This is a genomic window from Streptomyces sp. NPDC014764 (genome assembly GCF_043082785.1).
Taxonomy (GTDB): Bacteria; Actinomycetota; Actinomycetes; order Streptomycetales; family Streptomycetaceae; genus Streptomyces; species Streptomyces althioticus.
The window spans coordinates 410,415-425,310 of sequence record NZ_JBIBXY010000003.1 but is presented as its reverse complement, the minus strand read 5'-3'; the positions used below and the strand labels follow the sequence as shown (position 1 = coordinate 425,310).

The following is a 14,896-nucleotide window of genomic DNA, read 5'->3' as shown; positions in this document are numbered from 1 at the left end:
GGGACGACAGGGTACGCGGCCGGGGCGCGGACCGTACCGGGGCTGTGCAAAGCGGTCGTCCGCGGGTTGGTCACACCGGGGCCGTCCCTGTGGAAACTGCGATGCTGGAGGCATGAGCTACAGCACGGCCGACCGGCTGCGCACCGTCACCCTCGACGACGTGCGCGGCGCTCACAAGATGCTCTCCGGCGTGGCCCGCACGACCGCGATGGAAGGGAGCCGGCACCTGTCCTCGCAGGTCGGCGCGCCGGTGCTGCTGAAGTGCGAGAACCTCCAGCGCACCGGCTCCTTCAAGCTGCGCGGCGCGTACGTGCGGATCGCCGGGCTGCTCCCCGAGGAGCGGGCCGCGGGGGTCGTCGCGGCGAGCGCGGGCAACCACGCGCAGGGTGTGGCGCTGGCCTCGTCGCTGCTGGGCGTGCGCTCGACGGTGTTCATGCCGAAGGGCGCCCCGCTGCCGAAGATCAGCGCGACCCGGGAGTACGGCGCCGAGGTGCGCCTGCACGGGCAGGTGGTGGACGAGTCGCTGGCCGCCGCGCAGGAGTACGCGCACGAGACGGGCGCGGTGTTCATCCACCCCTTCGACCACCCGGACATCATCGCCGGTCAGGGCACGGTGGGCCTGGAGATCCTGGAGCAGTGCCCCGAGGTGCGGACGGTCGTCGTCGGAGTCGGCGGGGGAGGGCTGGCGGCCGGCATCGCGGTCGCGGTGAAGTCGCTGCGGCCGGACGTGCGGATCGTCGGCGTGCAGGCGGAGGGCGCGGCGGCCTACCCGCCGTCGCTGGCCGCCGGGCGCCCCGTGTCGCTGAGCCACCCGGTGACGATGGCCGACGGGATCAAGGTGGGGCGGCCGGGTGATGTGCCGTTCGCGCTGGTCGGCGAGCTGGTGGACGAGGTGTGCACGGTCACCGAGGACGAGCTGTCGGCCGCGCTGCTGCTGTGCCTGGAGCGGGCCAAACTGGTCGTCGAACCGGCCGGGGCGAGCCCGGTCGCGGCGCTGCTGAGCCGGCCGGAGGCCTTCGAGGGGCCGGTCGTCGCGGTGCTGTCCGGCGGGAACGTCGACCCGGTGCTGATGGAGCGGGTGCTGCGGCACGGCATGGCGGCGCAGGGCCGCTACCTGGCCGTACGCCTGCGGCTGACCGACCGGCCGGGCGCCCTCGCCTCGCTCCTCGGGGCGTTGTCAGTGGTCGACGCCAACGTCCTCGACGTGAGCCACGTGCGGACGGACCCGCGGCTGGGCCTCACGGAGGCGGAGGTCGAGCTGCACCTGGAGACCAAGGGGCCGGCGCACTGCGTCGAGGTCCAGCAGGCCCTGCGCGACGCGGGTTACACGGTCATGGGCTGACGCCGGCGGCTGCTTCACCCCTTCGGGTAATCGCATTGAGAGACGCGATACATCGCGTTATGGTGTGTGCTCTGTCACGGTGTGACCGTCGGCGATCCCCGTTTTTCTCCCGGGGCGGCGCCCGGCGCCCGGAGGCACACGAACTTAGGCTTTTCCGAAGAATCACGATGACGTGGAGATTCATATGCCAGGTGCCATCCAAGCCGAAGGTCTGGTGAAAACCTTCGGAGACGTCAAGGCACTGGACGGCGTCGACCTCGAGGTCCCGGAGGGGACCGTCCTGGGTCTGCTCGGGCCGAACGGCGCGGGCAAGACCACCACCGTCCGCTGCCTCACCACGCTTCTGCGCCCCGACAGCGGCAGAGCCGTCGTCGCCGGGATCGACGTGCTGAAGCACCCCGACGCCGTAAGACGCTCGATCGGCCTGTCCGGTCAGTTCGCCGCCGTCGACGAGTACCTCACCGGCCGGGAGAACCTCCAGATGGTCGGCCAGCTCTACCAGATGAGGGCCAAGGCCGCCCGGGCCCGCGCGGACGAGCTGCTGGAGCAGTTCCACCTCGCGGACGCGGCCGACCGCACGGCCAAGACCTACTCCGGCGGCATGCGCCGCCGCCTCGACCTGGCCGCCGCCCTCGTCGTCTCCCCGCCCGTGATGTTCATGGACGAGCCGACGACCGGACTCGACCCGCGCAACCGCCAGCAGCTCTGGGACGTGATCAAGGACCTCGTCTCCGGCGGCACCACGCTGCTGCTCACCACGCAGTACCTGGAGGAGGCCGACCACCTGGCGCACGACATCGCGGTAGTCGACCAGGGCAAGGTCATCGCCCAGGGCACCTCCGACCAGCTCAAGGCCCGTACCGGCGGCGAGCGTGTCGAGGTCGTGGTGCACGACCGCGAGCACATCCGCACCGCGGCCGCCCTCCTCGACAAGTACAGCCTGCGCGGCACCGGCCAGGGCGACACCACGGTCGAGGAGCACATGCGCAAGATCACCACGCCGGTCTCCGGCGGGGCCAAGCTGCTCGCCGAGATCATCCGCGAGCTCGACGCCGACGGCATCGAGATCGACGACATCGGCCTGCGCCGCCCCACCCTCGACGACGTGTTCCTCTCCCTCACCGGCCATGCCGCCGAGTCCGCGCAGTCCGACGAGGAGGCCGCGAAGTGAGTGCCGTCACCGAATCCGTGCGGGTCGCGTCCCCCGGGAACGCGTTCACCCGCTCCGTCCGCGACTCGCTGGTCGTCGCCAAGCGCAACCTGATCCGCATGATCCGCATCCCCGAGGTGGTCATCTTCGGGCTGATCCAGCCGATCATGTTCGTGGTGCTGTTCTCCTACGTGTTCGGCGGCTCGCTGGACATCGGCGGCTCCACCAGCCCACAGGTCTACCGCGAGTTCCTGATGGCCGGCATCTTCGCCCAGACCGTCACCTTTGCCACGGCGGGAGCCGGCGCGGGCATCGCCGAGGACATGCACAAGGGGCTCATCGACCGCTTCCGCTCCCTGCCGATGGCGCGCGGCGCGGTGCTCACCGGCCGCACCCTCGCCGACCTGGTGCAGACGGCGCTCACCCTGCTCGTGCTCGCCGTCGTCGCCCTGCTGGTCGGCTGGCGCACGCACACCAGCCTCGGCGAGGTGCTCGGCGCGTTCGGACTGCTGCTGCTCACCGGGTACGCGTTCACCTGGATCGGCGCGGTGATCGGCCTGTCGGTGCGCACGCCCGAGGCGGCCACCTCCGGCGGCCTGGTCTGGCTTTTCCCGGTGACGTTCGTGTCGAACGCGTTCGTGGACTCCAGCAACATGACGCCCTGGCTGCGGCACATCGCGGACTGGAACCCGTTCAGCGCCACCGTGCAGGCGTGCCGCGAGCTGTTCGGCAACCCGGGCGTCTCCACCTCGGACGCCTGGCCGATGCAGCACCCGGTGTGGGCGTCGGTGATCTACTCCGTGCTGATCATCGCGATCTTCCGGACCCTGGCCGTGCGCAAGTACCGCTCGGCGGCGGCATGACGAAGCCCCCGGCACCGCTGAGGTGCCGGGGGCCCGTGGAGACTCGCGCGCGGTGGGTCAGCCGCTGTACGGCTCGGCCTTGAGGATCGTCACCGAGGCCTTCTTGCCGTTCGGCAGCTCGTACTCGGCTTCCTCGCCGACCTTGTGGCCCATCACGCCGGACCCCAGCGGGGACTGCGGCGAGTAGGTCTCGATGTCGGAGCTCGCGTACTCGCGGGAGGCGAGCAGGAAGGTCAGCGTGTCGTCCTCGTCGCCGTCGAAGGCGATCGTGACGACCATGCCGGGCGCCACCTCGCCGTTTGTCGCCGGGGGCGTGCCCACCTTGGCGTTCTCGAGAAGCTGGGTGAGCTGGCGCACACGGAGCTCCTGCTTGCCCTGCTCCTCCTTGGCCGCGTGGTACCCGCCGTTCTCACGCAGGTCGCCCTCCTCGCGCGCGGCGGCGATCTTGGAGGCGATCTCCGTGCGCGCGGGACCAGTAAGGTACTCAAGCTCGTCCTTGAGCTTGTTGTACGCCTCCTGGGTCAGCCAGGTGACGTTCTCGCTGGTCTGGGTCACAGGTGCTCCTCGTAGGTACTGGGAATACAAAGCATCGCCCTACCCGGAAGGATGGTCCCCCAGGGACGGGCGAAACCACGAGCCTAACAATTCACTGCCCGCAGGGGGAGGACATAAGCCACTGTTCTCACGCCCGCGCAGGTCAGCGGCCGGGTATTCCCCGCCCGCTCATTCGGCGTGACAGCCGACGAGCTCCGCGCTGGTGCCGGGGGAGGTGGTGCGCAGCGTGACCACCTGGTCGATGCGGGTGACGTCGCCGTCGAAGCGGAAGTCGGCCCGGCCGACCTCGGCGCCGTCCTCGGACTGCGAGCGCACGGTGCAGTAGCCGACGACGCCGGCGTCCTTGTGCACCTCCAGGTGCACCTTCACCGCGTCCTGGCCGGTCTCGAAACGGATCAGCTCGGCGCTGATCTCGTTCTGCGCGACGTAGTGGTAGCCGAACCAGCCGATCAGGGCGGTGAACAGGACGGCGAGCACACCGCCGACGACCTTGAGGGTGCGGTCGGCACGCTGGTCCGAGGAGCGGCCGTAGCGGCCCTCGGGCAGCCGCGTGCTCGACGTACTCATGATCGTCTCCTCGGCAGGAAGGGACCGTCGTCCCCGGACCGTCCCCGGGAGCGGCGCTCCGGAATTTTTCGCCCCCCGGTTCCGTCACTATAGAAGCCTGCGACTGCGCCGCCGTACCCAGGGCGGCCCACGACTTGAGGATTGAGTCTTGACTGACCAGCTGCGACTGATGGCCGTGCACGCCCACCCCGACGACGAGTCGAGCAAGGGCGCCGCCACCATGGCCAAGTACGTGTCCGAGGGGGTGGACGTGCTGGTCGTGACCTGCACGGGCGGGGAGCGCGGCTCCATCCTCAACCCCAAGCTCCAGGGGGACCCGTACATCGAGGAGCACATCCACGAAGTGCGCAAGAAGGAGATGGACGAGGCCCGCGAGATCCTCGGGGTGAAGCAGGAGTGGCTGGGCTTCGTCGACTCGGGTCTGCCCGAGGGCGACCCGCTGCCGCCGCTGCCGGAGGGCTGCTTCGCCCTGGAGGACGTCGACAAGGCGGCGGGCGAGCTGGTGCGCAAGATCCGCTCCTTCCGGCCGCAGGTGATCACCACCTACGACGAGAACGGCGGCTATCCGCACCCCGACCACATCATGACCCACAAGATCACGATGGTGGCGTTCGAGGGCGCGGCGGACACCGCGAAGTACCCGGAGGACGAGTTCGGTCCGGCGTACCAGCCGCTGAAGGTGTACTACAACCAGGGCTTCAACCGGCCCCGCACCGAGGCCCTGCACAACGCGATGCTGGAGCGCGGGCTGGAGTCGCCGTACGGGGACTGGCTGAAGCGGTGGGACGAGTTCGAGCGCAAGGAGCGCACGCTCACCACGCACGTGCCGTGCGCCGACTTCTTCGAGATCCGGGACAAGGCGCTGATCGCGCACGCCACGCAGATCGACCCCGACGGGGGCTGGTTCCGGGTGCCCCTGGACCTCCAGAGGGAGGTCTGGCCGACGGAGGAGTACGAGCTCGCGAAGTCGCTCGTGGACACCTCCCTCCCCGAGGACGACCTCTTCGCGGGCATCCGGGACAATGGCTGACATGAGCGCAAGCGCAAGCCTGGCAATGACCCACCTGGTCCCCCTCGCCAAGGAATTCGACGAGGACAAGGTCACCCCCGGTGTCCTCGGCTTCATCGTCTTCGCGGTGATGGCCCTGGCGGTCTGGGGCCTGATGAAGTCGATGAACCGGCACATGGGCCGCGTGAACTTCGCCGAGCCTGACGACAAGGCCCCGGCGGACGCCGCCGCGCCCGAAGCCGACAGGACGACGGCCTGACACCGGGCCACGCGACGGCACCCGGCGCCCCGCCGGGTGCCGCAGCCGTGTGCCGCTGACCGCCGCGCCGGGCGCAGCGCCCTCGCCGGAGGCCTCGCCCCGTTCGGGCCCGCCAAGCGCGTGAGGACGTTCCTGCAGCGGGCCACCCCGCCCGCAGCGAATCCGGCGAACGCCGCACCTGCGCGGAGGCGGTGCCCCACCATGGGGGAGTGCTTCCGACGAACGGCAGTGAACGCACCACGGCCATCAGCCTGTCCAAGGTGCAGGAAAGGGCCCCCGACCTGGTCAGCCTGTACAAGGCGGCAGGTGCCGGCGTGCGCAGGCACGGGCTGGAGGGCGTGCGGGCCGCGGTGTATCTCGTGCTGGACCGCTCCGGGTCGATGCGGCCCTACTACCGGGACGGCACCATGCAGCACCTGGCCGAGCAGGTTCTCTCGCTGTCGGCCCACTTCGACGACGACGGCATCGTTCCCGTCGTGTTCTTCTCCACCGGCGTCGACGGCACCGCCGAACTGACGCTCGGCGGGCACCGCGGCCGGATCGACAAGCTGCACGAGAACCTCGGTCACATGGGGCGCACCAACTATCACTGGGCCATGGACGAGGTCGTCGACCACTACCTGGCATCCGGCAGCCGGTGCCCCGCCCTGGTCATCTTCCAGACCGACGGCGGCCCCACCAGCAAGTTCGCTGCCGAACGCTACCTGTGCAAGGCCGCTCGCCTTCCCTTGTTCTGGCAGTTCATCGGTTTCGGCGACCCCGACGACAACGAGTTCGCGTTCCTGTGCAAGCTGGACACCCTCGCCGTCCCGGCCCGCCGCATCGTCGACAACGCGGGTTTCTTCCACGCCGGCCGCACCCCGCGTGCCGTCCGGGACGACGACCTCTTCGACCAGCTCCTGCGGGAATTCCCCGACTGGCTGACCGCCGTCCGCACCGCCGGCATCGCGCTGTAGAACCAGGGGGCAGCTCCCCCGGGGACCCTCACGCGTCCAGCGGCACAGTCACCCCCATCACCTCCCGGGCGTGGCGGGTCGGGACCAGGCCCAGGTTCCAGGGCTGCCAGCCCGTGTCGAGGTCGACGCCTCGCTCCAGGAGCAGCTGGTAGGCGTCGACGCAGTCGGTGATCTTCGGGTCGCGGGCCGGGTGGGTTGCGGCGGCCAGGTCCGTGAGTTCCTGCTGGGCCACCGCCGTGCCGACCTCCGTGCCGCCCGGCGCCGCGTACGGCAGGAGCGTGCAGCGCAGGAAGCGCGCCCAGTCCTCGCCGCGGCGGTCGCCGTAGGAGGCGAACAGCGCGACCGCCTCGTCGCACAGCGCCAGCGCCTGCTGGGTGCGCGCGTTGCCCGCGTCGACGACCGCCAGCTCCAGGCACGTCCACGCCTCGCCGTGCGCCACCCCGATCCGCTGGAAGTCGGCGCGCGCGTCCACCAGCAGCTGCCGGGCGAACCCGGAGTTGCGCAGCGAGCCCGTCTGCGCCGCCCGCTGGTCGCGGGTGACCCGCGCCGAGTGGTGCCGGGCGCAGGCCAGCCCGTAGACGTCCCGCATGCGGGAGAACATCGTGCGGGCGCGTTCCAGCTCCCGCACCGCGCGGTCCAGGTCGCCGCTCTCCTCCAGCGCCTGCCCGAGGTAGTACAGCGTCCACGCCTCGCCGCGCGCGTCCTCGTTGTCCCGGTGCCGGGCGGCGGCCCGGCGCAGCTCCTCCACCGCGGGGCCCGCGTCCCCGTCGACCAGCCGGGCCCGCGCCAGCTCGGTCAGCGCCCACGCCTCACCGCGCGCGTCCCGTGTGCGGCCGTACAGGTCGAGGGCGGTGCGCAGCTCGCCCTCCGCGCGCGGCACGTCCCCGCGCCGCAGGTGCAGCTGCCCGAGCTGGAAGTGCGCCCACGCCTGCCCGTGCAGGGACTCGCCCGCACGGTGCAGCACCAGCGACTCCGTGAGCAGCTCCAGCGCCTCGGCCAGCCGGGCCCGGTCCCGCTCCACCGCGGCCAGCGCGTGCATCGTCCAGGCCCGGTCGGCGGCCAGCGTGTCGGACGCCTGGAGGTCCAGCGCCTCCCGCAGCCGCGTCGACGCCTCCGTCAGATTGCCCTGGTGGTGCAGCGTGATGCCGAGCGAGGTCAGCGCCCGCGCCTGGCCCGCCTCGTGCTGCGCCTCCCGGTACAGGTCCACCACCGACGTCAGCGTGGTCCGCGCCGTGTCCAGCTCGCCGAGCTGACGTGCCGCGATACCGGTGCGCCACTGCACCGAGCGGACCAGCAGCCCCTCGTCGACGGCCTGCGCCAGCTCGTTGATCTCGCCCAGCCGGTAGAGGTCGCCGCGCAGCAGGCAGTAGTCGCACAGCGCGCCCAGCAGGTTCAGCACCGCCCCCTGCTCGACGCCCTCGGCGTGCCGCAGCGCGGCGGTGATGAAGCTGGACTCGTCGTCCAGCCAGCGCAGCGCCTCGTCCAGCGACGTGAAGCCGTACGGGCCGAAGCGGTCGGAGCGGGTCGACATGTTGCCGTCGACCAGCCGCAGCACCGAGTCGGCGAGCTCGGCGTAGTTGACGATCAGCCGCTCCTGCGCGGCGGCGCGCTCGTCGGGGTCCTCCTCGTCGAGGAGGCGGGCGTGGGCGAACGCCCGCACCAGGGCGTGCAGCCGGTACCTGCTGTGCCGGACCCGGTCGATCATCCCGGCCCGGTGCAGCGCCTCCAGGTGCCGGGTGGCCTCCGCCTCGTCGGTGGAGAGCAGCGCCGCCGCCGCGGCCGCGCCGAGCGAGGCGCGCCCGGCCAGCGCCAGCCGCCGCAGCAGCCGCCGTACGGTGTCGGGCTGGTCGGTGTAGCGCAGCCACAGGGCCCGTTCGACCGGCTCGACGGGCCCGTAGGCGCCGAGGTCGGTGGCGAGGGCGAGCGTGGAGCGCGGCCCGAGGGCGGCGCCGGCCAGCCGCAGCGCCAGCGGCAGGCCCCCGCACAGCTCCCGCACCCGCTCCGCGGACTCGGCGTCGTACGGCCCGGAGGCGTCCTGCGCGGCGGCGGTCAGCAGTTCCTCCGCGCCCGCCGCGTCCAGCGGCTCCACCGGCAGCCGGTACACCTGGGCGGGCAGGTCCTCGGGCAGCCCGAGCGGGGAGCGCGAGGTGACGAGCACCAGGCTGTCGGACCGCTCCGGGAGGAGCGTGCGCACCTGCTGCGGGTCGGAGGCGTCGTCGAGGACGATCGTGACGGGTGTGCCGGTCAGATGCTGGTGGTACAGCTCGCTCAGCCGCTTGACCTGCTGGTCCGGGGAGGTCCGCTCCCGGAACAGCAGCTGCTCGCGGGGCGCGCCGAGCCGGTTCAGCAGGTGCAGCAGCGCGTCCCGCGTGGACAGCGGGGGCTCGCCGGAGCCGTCACCGCGCAGATCCACCACGCAGGCACCGCGGAAGTGGTCCCTCAGCTCGTGCGCGGCCCGCACCGCCAGTGTCGTGCGGCCGCTGCCGGGCTCCCCGTGCAGCACCACCACCGTGGGCCGGGTCTCCGTGCTCGCGCGGGCCGACTGCACCCACTGCCGGATCCGCGCCATCTCCTGGCGTCGCCCCGCGAACGGGCCGTGCGGCTCCGGAAGCTGCCCGAACGACTGCTCAAGGACGCTTCGGCCACGGGCCGCCGCGCTCTTGTCGGTGCCGCGCAGCCGCGGTCCGGTCCGCTTGGGCGCCGTGGACGCGGCGAGGACCCGCTGCTGGTCGAGGAAGGGCCGGATGCCCCGCACCTCCAGTGCCGTCAGCCACTGCAGCCGCAGCTGCTCCACCCCGCCCGGCTGGCCCGCCGCACCGGCGCGATGGTGGGCGGCGGGGAGGTGCGACCCGGCGACCTTCACCACGGTCGCCGCCGCCCCGGCCACGCCGACGGCCACACCCGCGCCCAGCGCGGTCCCGGTGTCCGTGCCGAACGTCAGGTCGGCGACCACCGCCGCGACGCCCGCCACACCGGCCACCAGCAACGGCGTCCCGCCGCCCTCACGCGCGTACCGCTGCCGGAACGACAGCCGGCCCGCCTCCGCCTCGTCCAGGGCGCCGGTGTACGCCTCGTACTCCTCGGCCGCCGTGCGCGCCATCGCGTCCAGCGCCCCCCGCGCCCGGGACAGCAGCACCTTCCCGTCGGTACGCCCGCCCGACCGGCGCACCTCCTCCTCCACGGCCCGCGCCAACAGCCGTTCGGCGTCGGCCCGATGACCGTCTCTCATGTCCCGTCCCCCTCCGGCGGCGATCGTGTCGCTACGAGTGTCCTGCGGACCCGCCCGTCGCGCGAGGGTGCGGCGATCAACGGCCGCCCCGTCACGATCCCTTCACACGGCGGCGCACTCCGGGGGCGCACGACGGGCCGCGTCCCCTCCCGTCCCGCGCCGGGCGGGCGGAGTGCGTCAGGATGGAGACATGGCGAACCGACTTGCGCAGGCCACGTCCCCCTACCTCCTCCAGCACGCCGACAACCCCGTCGACTGGTGGACCTGGTCCGAGGAGGCCTTCGAGGAGGCGCGGCGGCGCGACGTGCCGGTGCTGCTGAGCGTCGGCTACTCGAGCTGCCACTGGTGCCACGTCATGGCCCACGAGTCCTTCGAGGACCGGGCCACCGCGGACGAGATGAACGCGCACTTCGTCAGCGTCAAGGTGGACCGCGAGGAGCGGCCGGACGTCGACGCCGTGTACATGGAGGCGGTGCAGGCGGCCACCGGGCACGGCGGCTGGCCGATGACGGTGTTCCTCACCCCGGACGCCGAGCCCTTCTACTTCGGTACGTACTTCCCGCCCGCGCCCCGGCACGGCATGCCGTCGTTCCGGCAGGTGCTGGAGGGTGTCCGGCAGGCCTGGGAGGAGCGGCGGGACGAGGTCGGCGAGGTCGCCGGGAAGATCACGCGGGACCTGGCGGGCCGCGAGCTGTCCGTGGGTGGCGAGGAGGTGCCCGGCGAGCAGGAGCTGGCGCAGGCGCTGCTCGGGCTGACCCGGGAGTACGACCCGCAGCGCGGCGGGTTCGGCGGGGCGCCGAAGTTCCCGCCGTCCATGGTCATCGAGTTCCTGCTGCGCCACCACGCCCGCACCGGCGCGGAGGGCGCGCTGCAGATGGCGGCGGACACCTGCGAGCGGATGGCCCGCGGCGGCATCTACGACCAGCTCGGCGGCGGCTTCTCCCGCTACTCCGTGGACCGCGACTGGGTGGTCCCGCACTTCGAGAAGATGCTCTACGACAACGCCCTGCTGTGCCGGGTCTACGCCCACCTGTGGCGGACCACCGGCTCGGAACTCGCGCGGCGGGTCGCGCTGGAGACGGCCGACTTCATGGTCCGCGAACTGCGCACGCCCGAGGGAGGGTTCGCCTCCGCGCTGGACGCCGACAGCGAAGAGGTGGTGCCGCCCGAAGGGCGTCATCAGGAGGGTGGTGGCGGGCGACGGGAGGGCGGCACCGGGCGGCACGTGGAGGGCGCCTACTACGTGTGGACGCCGGAGCAGCTGCGCGAGGTGCTGGGCGACGCGGACGCGGACCTGGCCGCCCGCTACTTCGGGGTGACCGAGGAGGGCACGTTCGAGGAGGGCGCGTCCGTGCTCCAGCTGCCGCAGCGCGACGAGGTGTTCGACGCGGCCCGGATCGACGGCGTCCGGGAGCGGCTGCTCGCGGCGCGCGGCCGGCGGCCCGCGCCCGGCCGGGACGACAAGGTGGTCGCCGCCTGGAACGGCCTGGCGATCGCCGCGCTCGCCGAGACCGGCGCCTACTTCGACCGGCCGGACCTGGTGGAGGCCGCGGTGGCCGCGGGCGACCTGCTGGTGCGGGTGCACCTGGACGAGCAGGCCCGTATCGCCCGGACCAGCAAGGACGGGCAGGTGGGCGCCAACGCGGGTGTGCTGGAGGACTACGCCGACGTCGCCGAGGGCTTCCTGGCGCTGGCGTCGGTGACCGGCGAGGGCGTGTGGCTGGACTTCACCGGCCTACTCGTCGACCACGTCCTCACCCGCTTCCAGGACACGGAGTCGGGCGCCCTGTACGACACGGCGTCGGACGCGGAGCGGCTCATCCGGCGTCCCCAGGACCCCACGGACAACGCCACCCCGTCCGGCTGGACCGCCGCCGCGGGCGCGCTGCTGGGCTACGCGGCGCACACCGGCTCCGAGCCGCACCGCACGGCCGCCGAGCGGGCGCTGGGCGTGGTGAAGGCGCTCGGCCCGCGGGTGCCGCGGTTCATCGGCTGGGGGCTGGCCGTCGCGGAGGCCGTGCTGGACGGGCCGCGCGAGGTCGCGGTGGTCGGGCGGGGCGGGGGCGACCCGGCGACCGCGGAGCTGCACCGCACCGCCCTGCTGGGCACGGCGCCCGGCGCGGTGGTCGCCGCGGGCACGGAGGGCAGCGACGAGTTCCCGCTGCTCGCCGACCGTCCCCTCGTCGACGGCGCCCCGGCGGCCTACGTCTGCCGCAACTTCACGTGCGACGCCCCGACGACCGACCCGGGCCGGCTGCGCGTGGCGCTGGGAGGGCGGGGGTAGGCGAGGGCGCGGGCAACGCCCCCCCGGGGGCGCCGGGAACTGCGCGAACGGGGGTCCGGGGGCGGAGCCCTCCGCATACGGAGGCACGACGCCGAAGGTCTTGGCGGTCCCACCTACGGCACGATCCGCCGGAAACGGCGCCCCGGCAGGCGGGAGCCTCAGAGACCCCGGTCCGCCCGGGACGCCACCGCGCGCTCCACGATCGCCTCCAGCTGCTCGTGGTGCGCGCCCTTCCAGTAGGCGCGCCCGCAGTCGGCGCACTGGGCGAACACGTCGTACGTGCGGTGGGTGCCCTCCTTGAGCTGGTCGGCGACGTCCTCCTTGCCGGCCGCGCGCAGCAGCCCGTTGCAGGCGGTGCAGCGGGTCCAGGGCCTCAGCTCGGGGTCGAAACGGTCGAGGACGTACGGCAGCTGCTCCTCGGGGCGGGTGCTGTAGACGAAGGCGCCCGCCCACAGCTCGCGGCGGCGCAGCAGGCCCCGGTCGCGGCTCAGCATGACCCGCTTCTCGGCGGCGGAGCGGGCGGCCAGAGCCGGGTCGCCGATGTCGGTCGACTCGTACGCCGTGTCCACGCCCAGCAGCCGCAGCCGGCGGGCGAGGGTGCCGAGGTGGACGTCGAGCAGGAAACGCAGGGGAGCGCCGGGCACCCGCTGCGGATGCGTGTGGGGGCGGACGGTCACCGACTCGCCCGCGGCCGGGACGTGCCCGGCGGGCGCCTCGCGGCCGTCCACCAGCAGGGCGCCGACCTCGGTCAGCGGGACGCCGAGGGACTCGACGACGTGACCGAGGCTCGAGAAGCCGTCGGTGGCCGTCCTGAGACTGCCCGTGGTGCGTGCCTGAGGGACGAAGACGAGCAGCTCGGGGGCGAACTCGACGTGGATCTCGGGACCGTTCACCCGGTCAGAATGGCATGCCGGGCGTGCGCCGTCTCAGGATTTCGCGGTGGGCAGGCCGTGCTCGATCACGTCGATCGCCCGGTCGGCGAGGTCGGCGTAGTCCTCGCGGTGGCCGTGCTCGGCCCAGTACATCGTGGCCTCCAGCAGGCCGCCGATCAGGGCCATCGCGTGCACCCGCACCTCCAGTCCGTCCGGTTCGAGCCCGGTGCGGCCGGCGATGGCGTCGGCGAGCGTCCGCCCGGTGCCCGTAAGGGTCTCCCGCATCCGCGCGCGGACCGCGGGGACCTCCAGCATCAGCTGGGCGCGCAGCTCGGTGATCTCCGGCTGCTCGGTCATGGCGAGGCGGACGGCCTTGCGGATCACGTACCGGACGGAGTCGGTCCAGGGTTCGTCGGCGGGACGCGCGGCGAGTTCGGCGAGCAGCGGCTCGTCGTACTCGTCGGTGATGACGATGTCCTCCTTGGTGGGGAAGTAGCGGAAGACTGTCGACGGGGACACCTCGGCGCGCTCGGCGATCTGCTCGATCGTCGTGGAGTCGTACCCCTGCTCCCCGACCAGCGCGTAGGCCGCGCCGCGGATGGCCTCCCGCGTCTTGATCTTCTTGCGCTCGCGCAGTCCGGGGCGCGGTGGGGCGTCGGGGGCGAGGGGGGATCGTGCGGCCGTCATGACGTTCATTGTCGGGCATCGGCCTCCGCACCTGCCGTGTCCTCGTCAGCGGCCCCCGCAGCCGTCGCGGACCGCCGGCCGGGCAGGCACGCCGCCACCAGCAGGGCCGTGACCAGCGCGGCGATCACGCAGACTGGGTCGTCAGGTCGAAACCCAGCGTGAGCATGCTGGCGACCAGTGCGCCGGGGGCCCACCAGCGGCGGGGGTGGGCGGGCCGATGTGCTCGTGACAGGCGGCATGAGATGAGAGTCACTCTCAAAAGATGGTAGCCGTCAAAGTGTGGGAGGGTGTGCGGGCACGAAAAAGGCCGCGGCGTCGATGCCGCGGCCTTGCGTGCGGGGCGGGGAGCCGCCCCTCGTCGCCTCCTACGCGTGCTGGTAGGCGACCAGCGAGATTCCCACGTAGTGGGCGATGAAGGCGGCCAGGGTGAGGCTGTGGAACACCTCGTGGAAGCCGAACCAGCGGGGCGACGGGTTGGGCTTCTTGATGCCGTAGACGATGCCGCCGGCGCTGTAGAGCAGGCCGCCGGCCACGACCAGGACGAGCACGGCGACGCCGCCGGTGCGCATGAAGTCCGGCAGGTAGAACACCGCGGCCCAGCCCATCGCGATGTAGCACGGCGTGTAGAGCCAGCGCGGGGCGCCGACCCAGAAGACGCGGAAGGCTATCCCGGCGGCCGCGGCGGCCCAGATGCCCCAAAGCAGCCAGCGGCCCTTCGAGCCGGGCAGCAGCAGGATCGTCAGCGGGGTGTAGGTGCCCGCGATGATCAGGAAGATGTTGGCGTGGTCGAGGCGGCGCAGTATCCCGTCCATGCGGGGGCTCCAGTTGCCCCGGTGGTACAGCGCGCTCACGCCGAACAGCAGGCAGGCGGTCAGGGCGTACACACCGCAGGCGAGGCGGCCACGGGGCGAGTCGGCGAACGCGGTGAGGGCCAGTCCGGCGACCAGGGCGGCCGGGAACATGCCGAGGTGGAGCCAGCCGCGCAGCTTCGGTTTCACGGGGTGGGGCAGAGAGGTCGCCACCGGGCCCCGGCCTTCGGCCTGCGGGTCCTTGGGCGTGTCGGGGGCGAACGCAGTCATGTCCGCATGGTACCTACGGGTCCGTAAGTTACACCTGGCGGTGT

At 72.6% G+C, this 14,896-nt stretch carries 13 protein-coding genes; 7 read left to right on the top strand and 6 right to left on the bottom strand.

The features are described from left to right. Positions 1-112 precede the first annotated feature (112 nt). The 3 genes from ilvA (at position 113) to ACF1AG_RS10675 (ending at position 3,355) form a co-directional block, all read left to right on the top strand. Positions 113-1,342 carry a threonine ammonia-lyase gene (gene ilvA, locus ACF1AG_RS10685; RefSeq protein WP_359601592.1) on the top strand — a complete coding sequence of 410 codons (1,230 nt, stop codon included), beginning with the start codon at positions 113-115 and terminating at the stop codon, positions 1,340-1,342. Between the two features lie 184 nt (positions 1,343-1,526). Next, complete coding sequence (locus ACF1AG_RS10680; protein ID WP_359601591.1) at positions 1,527-2,513, top strand: ATP-binding cassette domain-containing protein; 987 nt, start codon at positions 1,527-1,529, stop codon at positions 2,511-2,513. Continuing rightward, complete coding sequence (locus ACF1AG_RS10675) at positions 2,510-3,355, top strand: ABC transporter permease (RefSeq protein WP_359601590.1); 846 nt, start codon at positions 2,510-2,512, stop codon at positions 3,353-3,355. Before ACF1AG_RS10680 ends, ACF1AG_RS10675 begins: the two co-directional genes overlap by 4 nt. A 57-nt stretch (positions 3,356-3,412) precedes the next feature. Here the strand turns inward: ACF1AG_RS10675 and greA are convergent, their stop codons facing one another. Together greA and ACF1AG_RS10665 are read right to left on the bottom strand one after the other, a co-directional pair. Further along, complete coding sequence (gene greA / locus ACF1AG_RS10670; RefSeq protein WP_359601589.1) at positions 3,413-3,910, bottom strand: transcription elongation factor GreA; 498 nt, start codon at positions 3,908-3,910, stop codon at positions 3,413-3,415. A gap of 168 nt (positions 3,911-4,078) precedes the next feature. After that, positions 4,079-4,477 (bottom strand): DUF4307 domain-containing protein, encoded by a 399-nt coding sequence (locus ACF1AG_RS10665; protein WP_359601588.1) that lies wholly within the window; start codon positions 4,475-4,477, stop codon positions 4,079-4,081. A gap of 148 nt (positions 4,478-4,625) precedes the next feature. Between ACF1AG_RS10665 and mca the strand changes: the two genes are divergently transcribed. From mca to ACF1AG_RS10650, 3 genes are all read left to right on the top strand, one after another. Then, positions 4,626-5,507 carry a mycothiol conjugate amidase Mca gene (gene mca / locus ACF1AG_RS10660; protein ID WP_359601587.1) on the top strand — a complete coding sequence of 294 codons (882 nt, stop codon included), beginning with the start codon at positions 4,626-4,628 and terminating at the stop codon, positions 5,505-5,507. After that, on the top strand, positions 5,500-5,745 hold the full coding sequence (locus ACF1AG_RS10655) for a hypothetical protein (RefSeq protein WP_391809616.1): 246 nt from the start codon (positions 5,500-5,502) through the stop codon (positions 5,743-5,745). The genes mca and ACF1AG_RS10655 overlap by 8 nt, the downstream gene beginning before the upstream one ends. Positions 5,746-5,954: 209 nt before the next feature. Then, complete coding sequence (locus tag ACF1AG_RS10650) at positions 5,955-6,701, top strand: VWA domain-containing protein (protein WP_391809615.1); 747 nt, start codon at positions 5,955-5,957, stop codon at positions 6,699-6,701. A gap of 28 nt (positions 6,702-6,729) precedes the next feature. On the opposite strand, the gene ACF1AG_RS10645 is transcribed toward ACF1AG_RS10650, so the two are convergent. After that, complete coding sequence (locus ACF1AG_RS10645) at positions 6,730-9,930, bottom strand: tetratricopeptide repeat protein (protein WP_391809614.1); 3,201 nt, start codon at positions 9,928-9,930, stop codon at positions 6,730-6,732. A 190-nt stretch (positions 9,931-10,120) separates the two neighbouring features. Here ACF1AG_RS10645 and ACF1AG_RS10640 point away from each other — a divergent pair, with 190 nt between their 5' ends. Beyond that, on the top strand, positions 10,121-12,214 hold the full coding sequence (locus ACF1AG_RS10640; RefSeq protein ID WP_391809613.1) for a thioredoxin domain-containing protein: 2,094 nt from the start codon (positions 10,121-10,123) through the stop codon (positions 12,212-12,214). 158 nt (positions 12,215-12,372) lie between these two features. On the opposite strand, the gene ACF1AG_RS10635 is transcribed toward ACF1AG_RS10640, so the two are convergent. From ACF1AG_RS10635 to ACF1AG_RS10625, 3 genes are all read right to left on the bottom strand, one after another. After that, positions 12,373-13,107, bottom strand: a complete 735-nt coding sequence (locus ACF1AG_RS10635; RefSeq protein WP_359748487.1) for a Mut7-C RNAse domain-containing protein — start codon at positions 13,105-13,107, stop codon at positions 12,373-12,375. Positions 13,108-13,140: 33 nt separating this feature from the next. Next, on the bottom strand, positions 13,141-13,773 hold the full coding sequence (locus ACF1AG_RS10630; RefSeq protein ID WP_391809612.1) for a TetR/AcrR family transcriptional regulator: 633 nt from the start codon (positions 13,771-13,773) through the stop codon (positions 13,141-13,143). Between the two features lie 365 nt (positions 13,774-14,138). Next, complete coding sequence (locus ACF1AG_RS10625) at positions 14,139-14,852, bottom strand: hemolysin III family protein (protein WP_387794952.1); 714 nt, start codon at positions 14,850-14,852, stop codon at positions 14,139-14,141. Positions 14,853-14,896 lie beyond the last annotated feature (44 nt).

Coding starts and splice junctions, on each gene's coding strand:
- ilvA (WP_359601592.1), top strand. CDS start 113: ATGAGCTACAGCACGGCCGACCGGCTGCGCACCGTCACCCTCGACGAC.
- ACF1AG_RS10680 (WP_359601591.1), top strand. CDS start 1,527: ATGCCAGGTGCCATCCAAGCCGAAGGTCTGGTGAAAACCTTCGGAGAC.
- ACF1AG_RS10665 (WP_359601588.1), bottom strand. CDS start 4,477: ATGAGTACGTCGAGCACGCGGCTGCCCGAGGGCCGCTACGGCCGCTCC.
- ACF1AG_RS10655 (WP_391809616.1), top strand. CDS start 5,500: ATGGCTGACATGAGCGCAAGCGCAAGCCTGGCAATGACCCACCTGGTC.
- ACF1AG_RS10645 (WP_391809614.1), bottom strand. CDS start 9,930: ATGAGAGACGGTCATCGGGCCGACGCCGAACGGCTGTTGGCGCGGGCC.
- ACF1AG_RS10640 (WP_391809613.1), top strand. CDS start 10,121: ATGGCGAACCGACTTGCGCAGGCCACGTCCCCCTACCTCCTCCAGCAC.
- ACF1AG_RS10630 (WP_391809612.1), bottom strand. CDS start 13,773: ATGACGGCCGCACGATCCCCCCTCGCCCCCGACGCCCCACCGCGCCCC.
- ACF1AG_RS10625 (WP_387794952.1), bottom strand. CDS start 14,852: ATGACTGCGTTCGCCCCCGACACGCCCAAGGACCCGCAGGCCGAAGGC.